The sequence below is a fragment of the Rathayibacter sp. AY1A3 genome (assembly GCF_002930975.1).
In the GTDB taxonomy this organism is placed as follows: Bacteria; Actinomycetota; Actinomycetes; order Actinomycetales; family Microbacteriaceae; genus Rathayibacter.
The window spans coordinates 1-17,969 of the sequence record NZ_PSTO01000005.1 but is presented as its reverse complement, the minus strand read 5'-3'; the positions used below and the strand labels follow the sequence as shown (position 1 = coordinate 17,969).

Genomic DNA, 17,969 nt, shown 5'->3' with positions numbered 1-17,969 from the left:
GTGGAGCGGCTCCGCCGGGATGTTCGCGGCGGGCGGAAGCGGGCTGGGCCCGAGCGGTGCTCTGCACGCCGAGGCCCCGGGCGCTCGGGCTAACGTAGCTTGCACGACTGGGAGTCGCGCCGGAACCGGCGCCCTGTGCAGGGCCGCGGAGGCGGTGCGGCGACCGGATTCACGTGAGCGACGGAGGGCTGATCCCGATGGCCGATGGCGACAGTGCGGACCGAGCGGGCGGCGGCTCCGAGGACGAGTTCCGGGAGATGCTGCGGCAGTTCCTCTCGGGGAACGGCCCGGTCGACCCCTCGCAGCTCGCCGGAGCGGCGGGACTGCCGAACGACCCGGTGGCCCTGCAGAACCTGCTCTCGCAGCTGCAGAGCGCGATGCAGCAGAACGGCGACGGCGGCGTCAACTGGACGCTCTCGCTCGAGCAGGCGAAGCAGCTCGCGCGCGCCGAGTCCGCGCCGGTGTCCGACTCCGTGCGGGCTCCGATCGACGCGGCCTTCGGCGTCGCCGCGCTCTGGCTCGACGAGGTCGCGTACGTCTCCGAGCTGAGCCGCACGCCGCGCTCGATCAGCCGCCTCGAGTGGATCTCCCTGACGATGCCGGTCTGGACCCAGCTCGCCGAGCCGGTGGCGCTGAGCATCTCGGACGCGCTGACCCGCGTGCTCCGCGAGCAGGCCCCGGAGGAGATGCAGGCGATGATCGCCGGTGCCGAGGGCATGATGCGCGGGATCGGCGGCACCCTGTTCGCCCTGCAGCTGGGCCAGGTCGTCGGGCAGCTCGCCGCCGAGGTCGTCTCGGGCGGCGACATCGGCATCCCGCTGCTGGAGGAGAACGACGCGGCGATCCTGCCGCAGAACGTCGCCGCGTTCGGCGAGGGCCTCGACATCCCGCTGGACCAGGTGCAGCTGTACCTGGCGGTCCGCGAGCTCGCGCACGCCCGCCTCTTCCGGCACGGCAAGTGGCTCCGTCTCGCCCTCATCTCGCAGATCACCGACTTCGCGCGCGGGATCAGCATCGACACCACCCGCCTCGAGGAGCTGGCCGAGGGCTTCGACCCGTCGAACCCCGAGGAGCTCCGCGACGCGATGACCTCCGGCGCGCTCATCCCGCCGAAGACGGAGGAGCAGCTCGCCGCGCACGGCCGCCTCGAGACCGTCCTCGCCCTCATCGAGGGATGGGTCGACGTCGTCACCGCGGCGGCGACCACCCGCCTGCCCAGCGCCGGGGCGATCGCCGAGACGGTCCGCCGCCGCCGCGCCTCCGGCGGGCCGGCCGAATCCGCCTTCGCGACCCTCGTCGGCCTGGAGCTGCGCCCGCGCCGCCTCCGCGAGGCCGCCGCGATGTGGCAGGCCGTGACCGACGCCGTCGGGCCCGAGGCCCGCGACTCCCTCTGGTCGCACCCCGACCTGCTCCCCGGCTCGGAGGACCTGGACGACCCGAGCGCGCTCGTCGCCCGGCTCACGGCCGAGGCCCGCGGCGAGACCCCGGAGCCCGACGAGATGGACCGCGCGCTGGAGGACCTGCTGAACGGCACGATGCCGCGCGAGGGCGACGGCGCCTCCGGAGACGCTCCGGACACGACCGACGACGCCGGCTCGCCGGACGACGACGACCGCGGCTCCTCCCCCACGGGCGACCGCCCCGTCTGACCCCCCGTCCGGCGCCCGCCTGTGGACAACTCGCGCGGCGCCGGGCCGGTCTCGGCCATGATCGCCGGATGGTGCTCCGGCTCGATCCCCGACTCCCCCTGCTCTGGCGCTCCGCGACCGCGGTGCAGCTCGGCCTCGACCGGCCGCACGCGGTCCTGGACGGCGTCGGCTACCCGGAGGAGCTGCTGCTCGACGCCCTCCGCGTGGGCACCAGCGCCGGCACCGTCCGCCTGATCGCGGCGCGCGCCGGAGCGAGCGAGGCGCGGGTCGACGAGGTGCTCGAGGCGCTCCGGCCGGTCCTGCTGCGCAGCGTCGAGCCCGGCCCTCCCCCGGCACCGCGGGTCGTCGTCGAGGGGACGGGCGCGGCACCGGACGCACTGCGCACGCTGCTCCGGAGCGAGGGCTGCTCGCTGCTCGCCGACGACGGGACGCCGGACCTCGCCGTGCTGATCGCCGACTTCGCGGTCGCCCCCGCCCGCGCCGCGCACTGGCTCGCGGCCGATGTGCCGCACCTGGCGGTGGTGTTCGGCGACGAATCGGTGCGCCTCGGACCCCTGGTGGAGCCGGGGTCCGGACCGTGCCTGCACTGCGCCGAGCGGGACCGGATGGACCTCGACCCGGATCGCGCGCGCCTCGTGATCCAGGTGCTCGGCCGCTCAGCCCCCACCCGCACGCCGCTCGCGAGCGCGGCGATCGCCGTGGCGGCCGCCGACGCCGTGCTGCGGCGGCTCCTCGCGGGCTGGCGAGGGCTCCGCGCGGCCGAGCGGGTCTACAGCGACGCCTCCGGAGCGTTCACCGTGCGGGAGCGGGAGCCGCACCCCGAGTGCGCGTGCCGAGCTCTTCGAGGAAGCGCGACGGCTCCCTCCGCGTGACGCGGCCGACCGTCGAGCGCGCCCACGAGAGGCGCAGGCGCCGGCGGGCCCGGGTGATGCCGACGTAGAGGAGGCGCCGCTCCTCGTCGATCGCCTCGAGGCCGGCGGCGTACGAGATCGGCAGCAGGCCCTCGGCGAGCCCCATCAGGTGCACCGACTCCCACTCGAGGCCCTTCGCCGAGTGCAGCGTGGCGAGGGTGACCGCGCCGCGGTCCGGCTCGTGGTGCACCTGCTGGCGTGCGATCAGGTCGTCGGTGAACTGGCGGAAGGTCCATCCGGCAGGGGCCTCGTCGACGAGGCGGGCCAGCGTGTCCAGCGACTCCCACCGGTCGCGCACCGCACCGGGCGCCGACGGGGGCTCGGCGCTCCAGCCGAGCGAGCGGAGGACGTCGCTCACCGACTTGAACAGCGGCTCGCCGCTGATCGACACGGACGCCGCGCGCAGCTGCATCACGGCCTGCTTCACCTCGGGCAGGTCGAAGAAGCGCTTGCCGCCGCGCATGTGCGCGCTCACTCCACGCTCGTGCAGGGCGTGCTCGATGACCGCCGACTGGCTGTTGGTGCGGAAGAGGACCGCGATGTCGGAGGGGCGCACCCCCGCCTCGATGTCGGCCGCGACCCGCGCCGCGATCCCGCGCGCCTCCGCGATGTCGTCCGGGTAGGCGTCGATCGCGGGCTCCGGCGCCTCGGCGGCGGCGACGGCGTGGAGCGAGAGGGCGCCGGGCCTGCCCCGCATGAGGCGGTTCGCGGTCTGCACGATCGGCACGGCCGAGCGGTAGTTCTCCTCCAGGCGCACCACGGTGGCGGCCGGCCAGCGGGACGGGAAGTCGAGGAGGTAGTCGGCCCGCGCACCCGCGAAGGAGTAGATGGTCTGGCTGGCGTCGCCGACGACGCAGAGGTCGCTCCGGTCGCCGAGCCAGAGCTCCAGGAGCCGCTGCTGCAGCGGCGAGACGTCCTGGTACTCGTCGACGACGAAGAAGCGGTACTGCTCGCGCACCTGCATCGCCATCGCGGGCTCGGACTCGAGCATCCCGGCGGTCACGAGCAGGACGTCCTCGAAGTCGATCTGGCGGCGCTGGTCCTTCAGCCCCTCGTACTCGTCCACGAGCGCGACCGTCTGCTCCAGGGTGAGCCGTCCGGGCAGGGGGCGCGTGCGGGCGGCGACGGCGTACTGCTCGAGGGAGAGGGCGGACACCTTCCGCCACTCGATCTCGGCCGAGAGGTCGCGGAGCGTCGCCGTGTCGAGCTTCAGGCGGAGCCGCTCTGCCGCGTGCCCGAGCAGGCGGGCCTTGCCGTCGAGCAGCTGGGGCATCGTGCCCCCCACCAGCTGCGGCCAGAAGTAGCCGAGCTGCGAGAGGGCGGCGGCGTGGAAGGTGCGGGCCTGGACACCGCCGGCGCCGAGCACCCGCAGGCGCGAGCGCAGCTCGGCCGCGGCGCGGCTGGTGAAGGTCAGGGCCATGACGCGGCCGGGCGTGTAGACGCCGGTCGCCACTCCGTGCGCGATGCGGTGCGTGATCGTCCGGGTCTTGCCCGTGCCCGCTCCCGCGAGGACGCAGACCGGCCCCAGCAGCGCCTCCGCCGCCTCGCGCTGCCCCTCGTCGAGTCCGTCGAGCAGGGTCACGCGATCGGGCCGTTCTCCAGCTCGCCTCCGTACCAGTCCTCGATCATCGCGCGGGCGATCGACGAGCGGCCGGGCAGCAGCACGGACTCGAGCGAGTCGTGCAGCTGCTGCCGGGTGAACCAGCGCAGCTCGACGATCTCCTCGCCGTCCGGGAGCAGATCCTCCGGGGACTGGTCCTCGGCGAGGCGGGCGGTGAAGCCGACCATGAGGGAGGCGGGGAAGGGCCAGGGCTGCGAGCCGAGGTACTGCGGGTCGACGACGCGCATGCCCGACTCCTCGCCGATCTCGCGGATCACGGCGGCCTCGAGCGACTCGCCCGGCTCGACGAAGCCGGCGAGCAGGGAGAAGCGGCCGGCGCCCCACATCGCGTTCGAGCCGAGGAGGAGGCGGTCGTCCGCGTCGAGGACGCAGACGATGATCGCCGGATCCGTGCGCGGGAAGACCTGGCTGCCGTCGGTGGGCGAGCGGCGGACCCAGCCGCCCTGCTCGACGACGGTCGGGTCGCCGTTGCGGGGCGAGTAGCCGTGCGAGGCGTGCCAGTTCGCGATGGCGAGAGCCTCGGTGAACAGGCCCGCGTCGCGGTCGCTCAGGCGCTCGGCGATCGGGCGCAGGCCGCTCCACCGCTCCTCGTCGGGCTCGAGCTCGGCGGCGGCCGCGTCGGTGAGGACGGTCGCGATGACAGGGGTTCCGACCGGCTCGCCGGGGGCCTCGGCGAGCGTGCGGCCGAGGTAGATCCGGAGGGTTCCGGCGGTCACGTCCTCGGGGCGGCGCAGGAGGAGGCGGTCGGCCTCGACCAGGGTCCGGTCGTGGTGCAGGACGAGCACGCGGGTGGCGGGATCGGCGAGCAGCTCGTCGAAGAGCGCGGGCCGTGAGCGTCCGACGCCGTCGCGGTCGGCCGCCTGTCGCGAGAGCGGGAGGCGATCGGCGAAGGGCAGTGACATCCGGGGCTCATTTCGTGACGGGGGCCGCGAGGACCGCTGTCGCGGGCCTTCGACGGCATCGGCGGGACAGCGCGTGGCGGCGGGCCGGCCGGGCACGAGCCGCCTACCCTGGAAACCATGGCCAGATCCCATCTCACTCTAGCCGCGCTGGCCACCTCGGCCGTCGAGGGCCTCGACGTCCGCTCCGCGCGCCCCTTCACGTCCTCGACGCACGGCGACTTCGACTCCGCCCTGCTGACGACGCGCGAGAGCGCCCGCCTCGTCGTGCGCGTTCCCACGTCCGCGCTCGCGGAGCAGGAGCAGCTCGGCGACCTCGTCGCGCTCCGGGCGCTGACCGCCGGCATCCGCAGCCGCCTGCCCTTCGATCTGCAGGAGAGCGTCGGGCAGACGCCGTTCGACGGCACCCGCGCGGTCGTCTACGAGTACCTCGAGGGAGATCGCGTCCTCATCGACGACGTGGCCGCGCAGAGCGGGCTCGCGGACTCGATCGGCCGGGCCATCGGGGCGATCCACTCGCTCCCGGTGTCGTTCGTCCAGGAGGCGGGCCTGCCGATCGCGACCGCGCGCGACAGCGTGAACGAGACGGTCGCGGTGATCGAGCGCGCGGCCGACACCGGCCACGTCCCGGCGGCGCTCGTCGCGCGCTGGGAGTCGGCCTCCTCCGACGAGGCGCTCTGGCAGTTCGACCCGACCGTGGTGAACGGCTCGATGACCGCCGACTCCTTCCTCCGCTCGGGCGACGTCGTCGCGGCCGTGCTCGGCTGGGCGGCGCTGCGGGTCGGCGACCCGGCCCGCGACCTGCACTGGCTGCTGAGCGCCCCGGGCTCCGAGACGGCGCTCTCCGCCTACTCCCGGATGCGCGCGGGAGCAGTGGACCGCACGATCCGCCAGCGCGCCCAGCTCTACGCCGAGCTCGAGCTCGCCCGCTGGCTGCTGCACGGCACCGAGACCGACGACTCCGCCATCGTGGACGACGCGGTCGCCATGCTCGACACGCTGGTCGACAGCGTGCTCGGCGACCTCTCCGCGCCCCTCTCGACCGACACCGGCCCGGTGCTGGCGGTCTCAGAGGTCGAGGAGCTGCTCAACCGCACGCCGGGAGCCCGCACGAGCTCCTCCGCTCACGGCCGCGGGCTCGCTCCCGTCGCCGAGGAGAGCGACTCCGCGAGCTCGCGCTCGGAGTAGAACCGCTCGGGCCGCAGCACGAGGTCATCGGCGACGAAGTAGAACACGGCGTCGACGCTCTCGAGCGGCACCCCCCGCCAGCGCGAGTAGGCGAGCCGGTACAGCGCGAGCTGGAACTGCTTGAGCTCGAGGTCGGCAGCGTCCTTCGGCGCTCGCCCGGTCTTCCAGTCGACGATCTGCACGCCGTCCTCCGTCGGGTAAACCGCGTCGAGCTTGCAGACGACGACGTGGCCGGCGAGCTGGAGGTGGATCTCGATCTCGACCGCCTCCGGGCGCCGGTCGGCCCACTCCGAGCGCTCGAACGTGGCGATCAGGGCGTCGAGCCGCTCCTGCTCGACGCTCGCGGGGCCGGCGTCGTCGAGCTCGTCGGGGAAGGTGTCGACCGCCTCCGCCCCGCCCTGGACGCCGAAGCGGTTCTCGACCCAGGAGTGGAAGGTCGTGCCGAGCCGGGTCTGCCGGTAGGGGCGCTCCGGCATCGGCCGGCGCAGCTGCGCGGCGACCTCGTCCGGCGTGCTGACGATGTCCTTGAACCGGGAGGCGGGGATGCGGGTGGGCAGCGGCGTGCGCTCGCCCCCGGCCAGCCGCACCGCCCGCTCGGCGAGCAGCAGGCGGATGTCGTCGCCGCGCGCCCCGAGCAGAGCGGGCTCGGCGCTGCGGACCCGGGCGGCGGCGGCGCGGACCCGGTCGCCGCGGGAGCCGAGCGGATCGTGGGGCCAGCGGAACGTGCGCGGGGCCCGCTCGAGCGGGTTCTCCTCGTTCGCGGGCTCGGTCGGCAGCGGCGGGATCGTGCCGGCCTCCTCGAGGTCGCGGAGGAAGACGCCCGGTCCGCGCGGCTTGGCCTGGCCGGCCCACCACGAGCCGCTGAGCAGGAGGTGGTGACGCGCCCGCGTGACGGCCACGTAGGCGAGACGCCGCTCCTCCGCCTCGTTGCGCTCGCGGAGGGTGTCGCCGAACGCTCCGATCGCGTCGACGACCTCCTTCTGCGTGCTGCAGCCGCGCCAGGCGAGATCGGGGAGCTCGGCGGCGTCGCCGCGGAACGCGTAGGGCATCGCGCCCAGTCTGACCCACCCGCGGAAGCCCTCGACCGGCGTGCCGGGGAGCTCGCCGTCGACCATCCGCGGGACGGCGACGAGGTCCCACTCCAGACCCTTGGAGCCGTGGATCGTCAGCAGCTGCACCGTCCCCGGCTCCGGGTCCTCCGGTCGCGGGGCCAGACCGTCGCGCTTGTCCGCGAGGACGAGCCAGCGGAGGAATCCGCGGAGGGAGGAGCCGGTGCCGGCGCCGCGGTCGTCCGTCTGCAGGTACCCGGCCACCGCCTCGCGGAAGGCCTCGAGGTTGGCGCGGCCGTCCCCGCGCGACTCGTTCGCCTCGACCTCGATGTCCAGGCCCAGCTCCTGCTCGACCAGGGTGACGAAGTCGAGGAGGTCGAGCCCGGCCCGGGCGCGCAGCCGGGCGAACAGGGTGCCCGCCTCGTGCAGGCGCCGCAGGCCCTCGGCGCTGAACCCGCCGAGCGCGGAGTGGTCGATCCGCCCGTCGTCGCCGGGGCGGCGCGCCGCGATGAAGTCGAGGGCCTCGACGATCGAGCCGCCCTCGCCCTCGGTGACGGACGCGCGCATCCGCTCGCGCACCTCCTCCGGGAGCAGCCGGTGCGCGTGGTCGCGCGCCGCGAGCCACGAGGCGAGGTCGCGCAGCGCCTTGAGGTCGCGGACGCCCAGACGCCAGCGGGCGCCGGCCAGGAGGCGGACGAGCTCGCTGCCGGCGGCCGGGTCCTCGACGACGGTGAGCGCGGCGACGAGGTCGGCGATCTCGGGCTGCCGCAGCAGGCCCCCGATGCCGAGGATGTGGTACCGGACGCCGTGCTTCGCCAGCGCGGCGGCGAAGCGGTCCATGTGCGCGCGCACCCGGAAGAGCACCGCGGCCGACGGCGGCTCGGCGTTCTCGCGCAGCCGCCCGGCGAACCAGGCGGCGACGTCGTCCGCCTCCTCCTCGATCGTCTCGGGGAAGGTGAGCTCGACCGGGTGCTCGGAGGCCTGAGGCCCCGCGCTCAGCGTGTCGACCGCGACCGCGCTGCTCGCCGACAGCGGCTCCACGATCGCGTTCGCGGCGGTCAGCACACGGCGGCCGTTGCGCCAGCTCGTGCTGAGGGAGAAGCGGCCCGCTCCCCCGAAATCGGTGCCGAAGCGGCCGAGCCCCTCGGCGCTCGCACCGCGCCAGCCGTAGATCGACTGGTGCGGGTCGCCCACGGCCATCACTCCCTGCCCGGCGAAGAGCCGCGAGAGGAGGCGGGTCTGCAGCACGGAGGTGTCCTGGTACTCGTCGAGGAGCACCACCCGGTACCTCGCGCGGTGCTCGTCCACGATCCGCGGCACCCGGTCGACGATCCGCAGCGCGAGGGCCACCTGGTCCGAGAACTCGACGAAGCCGCGCTCGGCCTTCGCCTCCTGGAACCGCTCGGCGAGCGCCGTCAGCACCGGCAGCGCGCCCACGGCCTGCAGCGCCTTCTCGAGCTCGCGGTAGAGCCCCGAGCCGCTACCTCCGCGCGGCAGCTCGCCCAGGCGGAGGAAGTCCTCGGCGAACGCGGCGACCGCGGCCGGATCGGCGAGGTTGTCGGCGAGGTCGTGCGCGAGCGAGACGACGAGGTCGGTCAGCCGGTCGATCCCCGCCTCCACCTCGAGGATGCGCGGATCGGCCGTGTCGGCCACGACTCCCCGCGCGAGATGCCAGGCGGAGGCCTCGGAGAGCACGGTCGCATCCCCCTCGCGGCCGATCAGGGCTGCGTTGTCGCGGAAGATCGTGTTCGCGAAGGCGTTGTAGGTCGAGACGGTGGCGGCCTCGAACGGGTCGGGCGCCGACTGCCCGGGCGCGAGCGGGAGCAGGCCCGCCGCGCCGAGCTGGTCGATCCTCCGCCCGATGCGCTCGCCGAGCTCGGCCGCCGCCTTGCGGGTGAAGGTGAGGCCGAGCACCTCCGACGGCGCCGCGTGGCCGTTCGCGAGGAGCCAGAGGACGCGGTTGGCCATCGTCTCGGTCTTGCCGCTGCCGGCGCCGGCGACCACGAGGGCCGGCTCGAGCGGCGCCTCGATGACGGCGCGCTGCTCGGCGGTGGGCGGACGCAGGTCGAGGCGCTCGGCGATGGTCAGGGCGTCGATCACGGCAGCTCCTCCTCGGAGACGGCGGAGGGGTCGGGGTCGGCGGGGCCGGATGGATCGGCCGGCGCATCGGGACCCGGCTCCTCGGAGTCCTCCGGGTCCTCTGACTCGTCGACCTCGTCGATCGCCAGGAGGCCGTCCCCCGGGACCTCGGGTACCGCGTGGATGCGGTACCGCAGGGCGTCGCCGGGGGAGAACGGGGTCGCGTCGAGCAGGCCCGAGAAGCCCGCCGCCGCCATGCCCAGGGCCGCGGCGCGGACGCGCTCGCGCAGCCGCTCCAGCTCCTCCTCGCCGAAGCGCTCCTGGACCACCTCGCGGTACGGCTTCCCGCGCACGCCCGTCGCCACGAAGAGCAGCTTCGCGACTCCCCCGTCGGCCGGGTCGGCCGCCTCGATCGCCCCTTCGGCGACGGCGAGCTGGTAGCTGCCCAGCTGCGCGTGCTCGGCGATGTCGTCCTTGCGGGGGGTGCTGCGGCCCGTCTTGAGATCGACGATCGTGACGGAGCCGTCGGCCGCGCGCTCGACGCGGTCGATCGAGCCGCGCACCCGGGCGGGCGGGACGTCGAGCTCGAACTGCTGCTCGCGGCCGAGCACCACGCCTCCCCCGCGCTCGAAGTCGGCGAGATAGCCCGCGAGGCCGTCGATCAGCCGCCGTGTGACGCGCTTCTGCCGCTCCCCCAGCCAGGGCGACTCGAAGACCAGCTCGGGCCACCGCGACTCGAGAGCCGCCCACAGCTCCTGCGGATCGGGCCGCTCGGCGTTCTCGAGGACCCAGTGCACGAGGGTGCCGACCCCCATCGCCGTGCTCGTCGTGGAGCCGGAGACGGCGTCGACGAACCAGTCCAGAGGGGACCGCTCGAAGGCCTCGAGGCGGCTCGGCGAGACGGAGACGGGACGCTCGGGGTCGCCGACGTCGAAGAGCGGCTCCGTGGTCGAGGGCTCGAGCACCCCGGACCAGGAGGAGGGGTCGGCGCCCGGGACCTCCGCGAGCGCCAGGGCGCTGAGCCCTCGGATGGCGGCGGGAGCCTCGGTCGAGTCCGGTGTGGTGGCGGTCCGGCGCAGCGCCGCCACCGCCCCGCGCAGCGTGAGCGGCACCGCGGAGGCCGGATCGAGCCGAGGCGCGTCCGGCGGGGTGAGGCGGAAGAAGAGGGAGGGCGTCTCGTCCTCGCCCGCGACGGCGCTGAGCACCAGCTGCCGCCGAGCGCGCGAGGCGGCCAGGGCGAACATCCGGAGCTCGTCGTCGAGAGTGGCCTTGCGGGCGTCGAGCAGCAGTCCGCCCTCGCCGCGGGCGTGCCGCAGCAGGCCGTCCGGATCGAGCAGCGAGCCGCGCTGGCGGAGGTTGGGCCAGACGCCGTCCTGCAGCCGCGCCACCACCACGACGTCGAACTCGAGGCCGACGACGGAGGAGGGCGTACCGATGAGGACCGCGTCCTCGACGGAGCGCGGAGCGAGAGTGTCCTCGGGGACCTCCGCCTCGAGGATCTCGGTGACGAAGCCGATCGCGGAGTGCCCGGTCGCCCGCTCCACGAACCGGCGCGCGGCGCTGAAGAGGGCGACCACGCCGTCGAGGTTGCGGTTGGCCTCGGCGGCGGTCAGGCCGGTGCCGAGGGCGAGCTCGCGCCAGGAGGACGCGACGCGGCTGGACTCCCACGCCGACCACAGGAGCTCCTCGATCGAGCCCCCCTCCTCGTGCAGGCGGCGGACCCGGTCGATCGTCACGGCCAGCCGCTCGGCCTGCCGGGCGGGAGCGGAGTCGATGGTCGCGAATCGGCCGGGCGCTGCGAGGGCCTCGACCAGCAGCGGGTCGCTCGCGCGGATGCCGCCGCCGGCCAGCTCCTCCGCCCGGAGCGCGAGCCGGAGCCTGCGCAGCCCCAGCCGGTCGACCCCGCCGAACGGGCCGAGCAGCAGCTCCGCCGCGAGCTCCGCGTCGAGGGGCCGCTCGCCGATCGCGACGCCGACCAGCACGAGCAGCGCCCGGGCCGCGTGATCGTCGCGCAGCGCCCGCCCGGCGAGCACGGAGCGGGTCGGCACCTCCGCCACCGCGAGCGCCTTCACCAGCGGCTGGACCGCGGCTCCGGAGCGGACGACGACCGCCATCCGCCGCCACGCCACTCCGTCGCGCAGCCGCCGCTCGCGCAGCAGCCGCGCCACCGTCGCCGCCTCCCGCGCCGCCGTCGGGGCGTGCAGCACCAGGACGGGCGCCGGGCCCGCGTCGGGGGCCGGAGCCGCGACCGCCGCCCGCTGCCGGCCGGCCGCCGCGGTGCCGATCCGCTCGGTCGCCGCCGACACGACCGCCCGCAGCGCGGCCGAGTGGCGGTGCACCCGAGCGAGCACCAGCGTCTCGACGTCGGACGCGCCGATGCTCGCGGCGAACCGGCCGAGCGTGTCGGAGGCCGCGCCGCGGTAGGCGCTGGTCGCCACGTCCGGGTCGCCCAGCGCGATCACGGTCACCCCGCGCTCCGTCAGCGCGCGCAGCAGCACGAGCGTCGACTCGCTCGCCTCCTGGAGGTCGTCGACGACGACGAGGCGCAGCGCGTCGATCCGCTCGCCGCCCTCGCCCGCGCGGATCGCCTCGGCCGCGTAGGCCGCGAACTCCGCCGCGTCCAGACGGGTGCCCGCCTGGGGCGCCATCCACTCGACCACCTCGCGCAGCTCGTCGAGCACGTCGGCCGCCGCGCTCCACTCCCCGCGCTCGGCGTCGACCCCGAGGGCGCGGATCGCGTCCGAGTCGAGCCCGTGCTCGGTCGCCCGCATCCCGAACTCGCGGAGCTCGGTCCGGAAGGTCCGCAGCCGCAGCACCTCGGGGCTGAACTCCTCCGGCCACCGCGGGCCGGTCCCCTCCTCGAGGTGGCCCTCGACGAGCTCCGAGAGGAGTGCGTCCTGCTCGCCGCCGGTCAGGAGGGTCGGCCGCTCGAGGCCGCGCTCCTTGGCGGAGGAGGTGACCGCCTCGAACGCGAGCGAGGTCGCGGTCCGGGCGAGCGGGCCCCGGGTCGGCACTCCCAGCCGCAGGGCGAGCACGTCGCGCAGGGCGGTGGCGGCGGTGCGGCTGGCCGCGAGCACCACGACCGACTCGGGCGGGTACCCCCGCTCGAGGACGCGCTCGGCGACCAGCTCGACGACCGTCGTGGTCTTGCCCGTCCCCGGCGCCCCGAGCACGGCGGCACTGCGGCCCTCGGGCAGCGCGAGCACCGCGCGCTGGGAGTCGTCCAGCACGACCGCGGGCTCGCCCGGGAGCGCCTCGCCGACGGAGGCTGCGGTGGAGGGAGCGGGGGTCGCGGGAGCGGTCACACGACCACGGTAGCCACCGGGTCCGACACTCCCGCCCGTCCCCGCCGGGAGCCCCGGCAGCCCGCTCCGCTCACCGCGAAACCGGCGCGGTCGTCCGAGCGCGGTCCCGTATCCTGACACCCTCGTCCCCTCCCGAAAGGCACTGCTGGTGGAAATCCGTATTGGAATGGTCAACACCCCGCGCGAGCTCAACTTCGAGTCGTCGATGTCCGTGACCGAGGTCGAGAAGACGGTGACCACCGCTCTCGAGGCCGGCACCGCCGTCCTCCGCCTCCGCGACGAGAAGGGCAAGATCTACATCGTCCCGACCGCCACCATCGCCTTCGTCGAGGTCGGCTCCGAGGAGTCGCGCCGCGTCGGCTTCGTCGCCTAGAGCGTCCCGGGCGGACACGTCGTGGAGCTCCTCTTCATCACCCTGTTCGGGGTCCTGATCGGTCTCGCCGCGCGCTACGGGCTGCCGCACCGGCACCTGCACGGCTCCGTGCTGGTCCCGGCGATCGGCGGCCTCGTCGCCGCAGTCGTCTGGGTCGCACTGACCTGGGCGGGCCTGCCGTGGGACGGCGGCCTGATCTGGGTCCTGTCCCTCGTCGCGACCGCCGTGGTCGTCGTTCCGGTCGGCCTCTCGCTCGGGCGCAGCCGCGCCCGCCGCGACGAGGCCTCCCTGCAGGCGATGCTCTCGGGACGCGTCGCCCCCTGATCCGAGCCGGAGGCGCGGGAGTCCTCGGACTTCCGCGCCTCCGTCGTTCCGGATTCCGGGGCAGTGCGACGCCGGGAACCGTCAGGCCGTGAGCCCCAGCGCGTCCATCCGGCGCGTGTGCGAGGCGATGAGCTCGGTGAACACCGGCTCGATCCGCGACTCGTCGGAGTCGTGGTTGCCCGACCCCATCAGCGCGGAGCGCGCCACGAGGAGGGTGTCGCCCACCAGGCGGCGGCCCCAGACGGCCAGGCGCGAGCCCAGGCGCTCGTCCGCGGCGATCTCGCGGCGGAGGATCGCGATCACGCCGTCGACGCCCGTGTCCGCGCCGAGCGTCTGCGCGATGCGCGGCCCCACGTCGGTGGGCAGCCCGCCGGTGAGGCGGATGAAGAAGTCGTCGAGCAGGCCCGCCGTGATGTACGCCGAGAGCAGCGTCTCGTGGAGGTCCGCACCGCGGGTGAGCCGCTCGAAGGTGTCGATCGCGGGGCGGAACGGAGTCATGGCCTCGCCGGGCTCCACGTCGCGGCGGCGCAGCTCGGCGACGACCGCGTGGTGCTTCGCGAGCGCCGTGCCGGCGGCGGAGGAGATGGCCTCCTTGTCCGCGAGGTCGTCGGTCTCGGCGACGGCGCGCGCCAGCACCTCGAACACCGCGAGCTGGAGGTAGGCGACCTGGCCGAGGTAGGGCAGCACCTCGGGGGTGAGGTCGGCGAGGTCGACGCGGTCGCGCTTCTGGCTCGACTCCCCGCGGGGCGTCAGGCGGGGCACCTCGAGCAGGGGACGTCGACGTCGGAACCAGGCAGCCATTTCCTCAGCATAGGGCGCCGGAGGAGCGGGGTTCCGGGGCCGGCGGGGCCGGGAGCAGTAGACTCGCCGGGATGTCACCGGCGCTGGATCGGTGACCCTGCGCCCGGAGTCGTACAGGGGCGTAGACCGTTCGACACGACAGGCGCTTCACTCCGTGACTTTCTCCGATCTGAACATCGACGACGACATCGTCGCCGCACTCGCCGCCAAGGGCATCCTCGAGCCGTTCCCCATCCAGGAGCAGACGATCCCCCTGGCCCTGCAGAAGCAGGACATCATCGGCCAGGCCAAGACCGGCACCGGCAAGACCTTCGGCTTCGGCCTCCCCCTCATCCAGGCCCTCGGCACCGACCCGGAGCCGGGCGTCAAGGCGCTCATCGTCGTCCCGACCCGCGAGCTCGCCGTGCAGGTCACCGAGGACATCGAGCTGGCCGCCTCCAACCGGCCGACCAAGATCGTCTCGATCTACGGCGGCAAGGCCTACGAGGGCCAGATCGAGCAGCTGAAGGCCGGCGCGCAGATCGTCGTCGGCACCCCCGGCCGCCTCCTGGACCTCGCCGGGCAGCGCCTGCTCTCGCTCGCCAACGTGCAGGTGATGGTCCTCGACGAGGCCGACAAGATGCTCGACCTGGGCTTCCTCTCGGACATCGAGAAGCTGTTCGCGCAGACGCCGCCCACCCGCCACACCATGCTCTTCTCGGCGACGATGCCGGGCGCGATCGTCGCGCTCGCGCGCCGCTTCATGAACAAGCCCATCCACATCCGCGCGACCGACCCCGACGAGGGCATCACGCAGGCGAACATCAAGCACATCGTCTACCGGGCGCACTCGCTCGACAAGGACGAGGTCATCGCGCGCATCCTGCAGTCCGAGGGCCGCGGCAAGACCGTCATCTTCACCCGCACGAAGCGCGCCGCGGCCCGCATCGTCGAGGAGCTCAACGACCGCGGCTTCAACGCGGCGGCCGTGCACGGAGACCTCAACCAGGAGCAGCGCGAGCGCGCGATGGCGGCGTTCAAGGCCGGCAAGAAGGACATCCTGATCGCCACCGACGTCGCCGCGCGCGGCATCGACGTGAACGACGTCACCCACGTGATCAACCACACGATCCCGGACGACGACCAGACCTACCTGCACCGCGTCGGCCGCACCGGGCGCGCGGGCAAGACCGGCATCGCGGTGACCTTCGTCGACTGGGAGGACCTGCACAAGTGGGCCCTCATCAACCGGGCGCTGGAGTTCGGCCAGCCCGACCCGGTCGAGACCTACTCGTCGTCGCCGCACCTCTACACCGACCTCGACATCCCCGCGGGGACCAAGGGACGGCTGAAGCCGACCCCGATCCCCGCCGAGGCGAAGGCCGACGCGCGCCCGGACCGGGGCGAGCGCTCCGAGCGGGGCGACCGGCCGCCGCGTCGCCGCACCCGCTCCGACTCCGCCGACTCGACCGCTCCGCAGCAGACCGGCCCCGCTCCCTCGAGCGAGAGCAAGGAGCACCACGACGGCAACAGCGAGCCGCGCCGCCGCACCCGGTCGCGCCGCCGCTCGCCGCGCCCCGACGCGCAGGCCTGAGCCTCCGCGCCCCGAGCCCGTCCCCCCGCGATCCGTCGCGGGAGGGCGGGCTCCCGGCGTCTCAGCGGCTCTCCCGCGACTCAGCGGTGTCCCCACGCGACTCAGCGGCTCTCGCCCCTCAGCGGTCACGGTGATCCGGCGGCTCTCCGCCTGTCAGCGGCTCTCCGCGACTCAGCGGGCGGAGGAGCGGATCGCGTCGACGGTCGCGCGCGCGGTCGTGTTCTCGCCCAGGCGGTTGGGCTTGCCCGTGCCGTGGTAGTCGCTCGAGCCCGTGGTGACGAGCGAGTACTGCTCCGCGAGCTCGCGCAGGCGGCGCTTGCCGTCGGCCGTGTTCTCGCGATGCTCGACCTCGAGGCCGAACAGGCCGGCGTCGACGAGCTGCGGGAGGATCGACTCGACCGCGATCCCGCGGGCGCTCGCGGCCGGGTGCGCGATGACCGGGACCCCGCCCGCCGCGCGGACCAGGCGCACGGCGTCGACCGGGTCGGGCGCGTAGTGCGGGCGGTAGTAGCCGCCGCGCCAGTCGAGGATCCCCGCGAAGGCCGCGGAGCGGTCGGTGGCCAGGCCGCGGGCGACGAGCGCGTCGGCGATGTGCGGACGCCCGATGGTCGTGCCCGGGCTGGTCTGGGCGAGGACGTCGTCCCAGGTGAGGTCGTAGTCGGCCGCGATCGCGGTGACGATCGCCTCCGCGCGGTGCGTGCGGGCCGAGCGGATGCGCGCGGTCTCGGCCACGAGCCCCGGATCCGCCGGATCGACGAGGTACGCGAGGACGTGGACGCTGGCCCAGCCGACGCGGGAGGAGAGCTCCATGCCGGGCAGCAGGTCGATGCCCGCCTCCTCGGCCGCGGCGAGCGCCTCGGCCCAGCCGCCGGTCGTGTCGTGGTCGGTGAGCGCCACTCCGGCGAGCCCGGCCGCGGCCGCGGCCCGCACCAGGACGGCCGGAGCCTCGGTGCCGTCGGAGACGACGGAGTGGGTGTGGAGGTCGTAACGGCCCCCGTCGACATGCATGCGCTCATCGTAGACGCGCCGCCTGCGAGCCCTCCGATGCCCTAGTAGCCTGGGCGGCGATGGGGACGAGACTGGTGAAGACCGCGGTGGCGGTGATCGTGGCGATCGCTCTGCTGGTGGTCGCGGCGCCCGGCTTCTTCGGGATCGCCCGGGAGGCCCCCTTCGCCCAGCTGGTGCCGTTCCGGCTCGCGACGGGCGCGGCGGCCGTCGGGCTCGCCGCTGTCCTGGTCGTGATCGCGGTCCTCGTCGCTCCGGTCAGGCGCCTCGCGCTGGCCCTCGCGGCGCTCGGCGTCGTCTTCGCGCTCGTGCTCGCGGGAGTGCAGGGAGCGCGGGGCTACGACTCCGCCGCTCCGCGCGCCCACCGCCTCGCCGACGTGCGCCTCGCGACCTGGAACGTGCTGCACGACGGCGTGCCCGTCGACACGATCGCCTCGCTCGCCCGGGAGAGCGCGGTCGACGGCATCGCCCTCCTCGAGGTCTCGCAGACGCACGCGCAGGACGTCGTGAACGCGCTCAGCGCCCAGGGGATGTCGATGACCCTCCACTACGCCGGGTCGGGCGCCGACGACGGGGCGGCCCTGCTGCTCTCCCCCTCGCTCGGCGGCTACAGCGTCGACACCGCCGCCGTCGTCACCGGATCGACACCGTCCCTCGTCGCACGCCCCGACACTCCCGAGCGCCCCGTCCTCGCCGCGGTGCACACCATGGCGCCGATCCCCTCGCGCCTCGCGGAGTGGCGGAGCGATCTGCTCTCGGTCTCCGCGCTCTGCTCCGCGGAGGAGGACGTCGTGGTCCTCGGCGATCTGAACTCCACGGTCGACCACTGGACCGGGCTGCCGGGCTCGGCCGCGCTGGGCGGCTGCCGCGACGCGGGGACCGTCGCGGGCGGCGCCGCCCTGGGCACCTGGCCGTCCTCGGTCCCGCCCGCGCTCGGCGCCCCGATCGACCACGTCCTCTTCTCCGGACGCTGGGAGGTCTCGGGCTACCAGGTCGTCGACGACCGCGACGACGCCGGGAGCGACCACCGGCCGCTGGTCGTCCAGCTCTCGGTCCGCGGGATGGTGAAGGACGCGTCCTGACGTTCCTCCCCGGCGCCGACTCCCCGTACTCCTCCCCCGCCCGGCCCGTGGCGGCCCCCGCGGCCGTGCGGAGGAGGACAATGGGAGTCATGACGAACACGGAGGAGCGG

13 protein-coding genes are annotated in these 17,969 nt (G+C 74.6%); 7 read left to right on the top strand and 6 right to left on the bottom strand.

What is annotated here, in order from left to right; all coding sequences use genetic code 11:
- The first annotated feature begins 197 nt into the window (after positions 1–197).
- Together C5C10_RS03475 and C5C10_RS03470 are read left to right on the top strand one after the other, a co-directional pair.
- Complete coding sequence (locus C5C10_RS03475) at positions 198–1,649, top strand: zinc-dependent metalloprotease (RefSeq protein ID WP_104238192.1); 1,452 nt, start codon at positions 198–200, stop codon at positions 1,647–1,649.
- Between the two features lie 68 nt (positions 1,650–1,717).
- Positions 1,718–2,521, top strand: a complete 804-nt coding sequence (locus tag C5C10_RS03470; RefSeq protein ID WP_104224835.1) for a hypothetical protein — start codon at positions 1,718–1,720, stop codon at positions 2,519–2,521.
- Here C5C10_RS03470 and C5C10_RS03465 read toward each other — a convergent pair.
- Positions 2,442–4,142: an ATP-dependent helicase gene (locus C5C10_RS03465; RefSeq protein ID WP_104224836.1), complete on the bottom strand. Its 1,701-nt coding sequence runs from the start codon at positions 4,140–4,142 to the stop codon at positions 2,442–2,444. The genes C5C10_RS03470 and C5C10_RS03465 overlap by 80 nt on opposite strands.
- Positions 4,139–5,083, bottom strand: coding sequence for an NAD(+) diphosphatase (gene nudC, locus C5C10_RS03460; RefSeq protein ID WP_104328522.1), 945 nt, complete (start codon positions 5,081–5,083; stop codon positions 4,139–4,141). Before nudC ends, C5C10_RS03465 begins: the two co-directional genes overlap by 4 nt.
- Positions 5,084–5,200: 117 nt before the next feature.
- Between nudC and C5C10_RS03455 the strand changes: the two genes are divergently transcribed.
- Positions 5,201–6,268: a phosphotransferase gene (locus C5C10_RS03455; protein ID WP_104328521.1), complete on the top strand. Its 1,068-nt coding sequence runs from the start codon at positions 5,201–5,203 to the stop codon at positions 6,266–6,268.
- On the opposite strand, the gene C5C10_RS03450 is transcribed toward C5C10_RS03455, so the two are convergent.
- Positions 6,205–9,417 (bottom strand): ATP-dependent DNA helicase, encoded by a 3,213-nt coding sequence (locus C5C10_RS03450; protein WP_104328520.1) that lies wholly within the window; start codon positions 9,415–9,417, stop codon positions 6,205–6,207. The two genes, C5C10_RS03455 and C5C10_RS03450, sit on opposite strands and share 64 nt — an antisense overlap.
- Positions 9,414–12,701: an ATP-dependent DNA helicase gene (locus C5C10_RS03445; protein ID WP_104328519.1), complete on the bottom strand. Its 3,288-nt coding sequence runs from the start codon at positions 12,699–12,701 to the stop codon at positions 9,414–9,416. The genes C5C10_RS03450 and C5C10_RS03445 overlap by 4 nt, the downstream gene beginning before the upstream one ends.
- Positions 12,702–12,849: 148 nt before the next feature.
- Between C5C10_RS03445 and C5C10_RS03440 the strand changes: the two genes are divergently transcribed.
- Both C5C10_RS03440 and C5C10_RS03435 read left to right on the top strand, forming a co-directional pair.
- Positions 12,850–13,074, top strand: a complete 225-nt coding sequence (locus C5C10_RS03440) for a DUF3107 domain-containing protein (RefSeq protein WP_104224841.1) — start codon at positions 12,850–12,852, stop codon at positions 13,072–13,074.
- Positions 13,075–13,095: 21 nt separating this feature from the next.
- The gene (locus C5C10_RS03435; protein ID WP_104226942.1) at positions 13,096–13,398 is read left to right on the top strand and encodes a hypothetical protein; all 303 of its coding nucleotides are present in this window, start codon (positions 13,096–13,098) and stop codon (positions 13,396–13,398) included.
- Between the two features lie 81 nt (positions 13,399–13,479).
- Here C5C10_RS03435 and C5C10_RS03430 read toward each other — a convergent pair whose 3' ends face one another.
- Entirely contained in the window at positions 13,480–14,199 is a 720-nt protein-coding gene (locus C5C10_RS03430) for a ferritin-like fold-containing protein (protein ID WP_104224843.1), read from the bottom strand.
- 154 nt (positions 14,200–14,353) lie between these two features.
- Here C5C10_RS03430 and C5C10_RS03425 point away from each other — a divergent pair, with 154 nt between their 5' ends.
- Complete coding sequence (locus C5C10_RS03425; protein ID WP_104328518.1) at positions 14,354–15,772, top strand: DEAD/DEAH box helicase; 1,419 nt, start codon at positions 14,354–14,356, stop codon at positions 15,770–15,772.
- A 171-nt stretch (positions 15,773–15,943) separates the two neighbouring features.
- Here C5C10_RS03425 and C5C10_RS03420 read toward each other — a convergent pair whose 3' ends face one another.
- Positions 15,944–16,780 (bottom strand): PHP domain-containing protein, encoded by an 837-nt coding sequence (locus C5C10_RS03420; protein WP_104224845.1) that lies wholly within the window; start codon positions 16,778–16,780, stop codon positions 15,944–15,946.
- A gap of 59 nt (positions 16,781–16,839) precedes the next feature.
- Between C5C10_RS03420 and C5C10_RS03415 the strand changes: the two genes are divergently transcribed.
- Positions 16,840–17,859 carry an endonuclease/exonuclease/phosphatase family protein gene (locus C5C10_RS03415; protein WP_104256196.1) on the top strand — a complete coding sequence of 340 codons (1,020 nt, stop codon included), beginning with the start codon at positions 16,840–16,842 and terminating at the stop codon, positions 17,857–17,859.
- Positions 17,860–17,969 lie beyond the last annotated feature (110 nt).

Bases quoted from the DNA above. Each gene is read 5' to 3' on its own strand.
- C5C10_RS03470 (WP_104224835.1), top strand. From the start codon at position 1,718: ATGGTGCTCCGGCTCGATCCCCGACTCCCCCTGCTCTGGCGCTCCGCG.
- C5C10_RS03420 (WP_104224845.1), bottom strand. From the start codon at position 16,780: ATGCATGTCGACGGGGGCCGTTACGACCTCCACACCCACTCCGTCGTC.
- nudC (WP_104328522.1), bottom strand. From the start codon at position 5,083: ATGTCACTGCCCTTCGCCGATCGCCTCCCGCTCTCGCGACAGGCGGCC.
- C5C10_RS03415 (WP_104256196.1), top strand. From the start codon at position 16,840: ATGGGGACGAGACTGGTGAAGACCGCGGTGGCGGTGATCGTGGCGATC.
- C5C10_RS03455 (WP_104328521.1), top strand. From the start codon at position 5,201: ATGGCCAGATCCCATCTCACTCTAGCCGCGCTGGCCACCTCGGCCGTC.
- C5C10_RS03430 (WP_104224843.1), bottom strand. From the start codon at position 14,199: ATGGCTGCCTGGTTCCGACGTCGACGTCCCCTGCTCGAGGTGCCCCGC.
- C5C10_RS03475 (WP_104238192.1), top strand. From the start codon at position 198: ATGGCCGATGGCGACAGTGCGGACCGAGCGGGCGGCGGCTCCGAGGAC.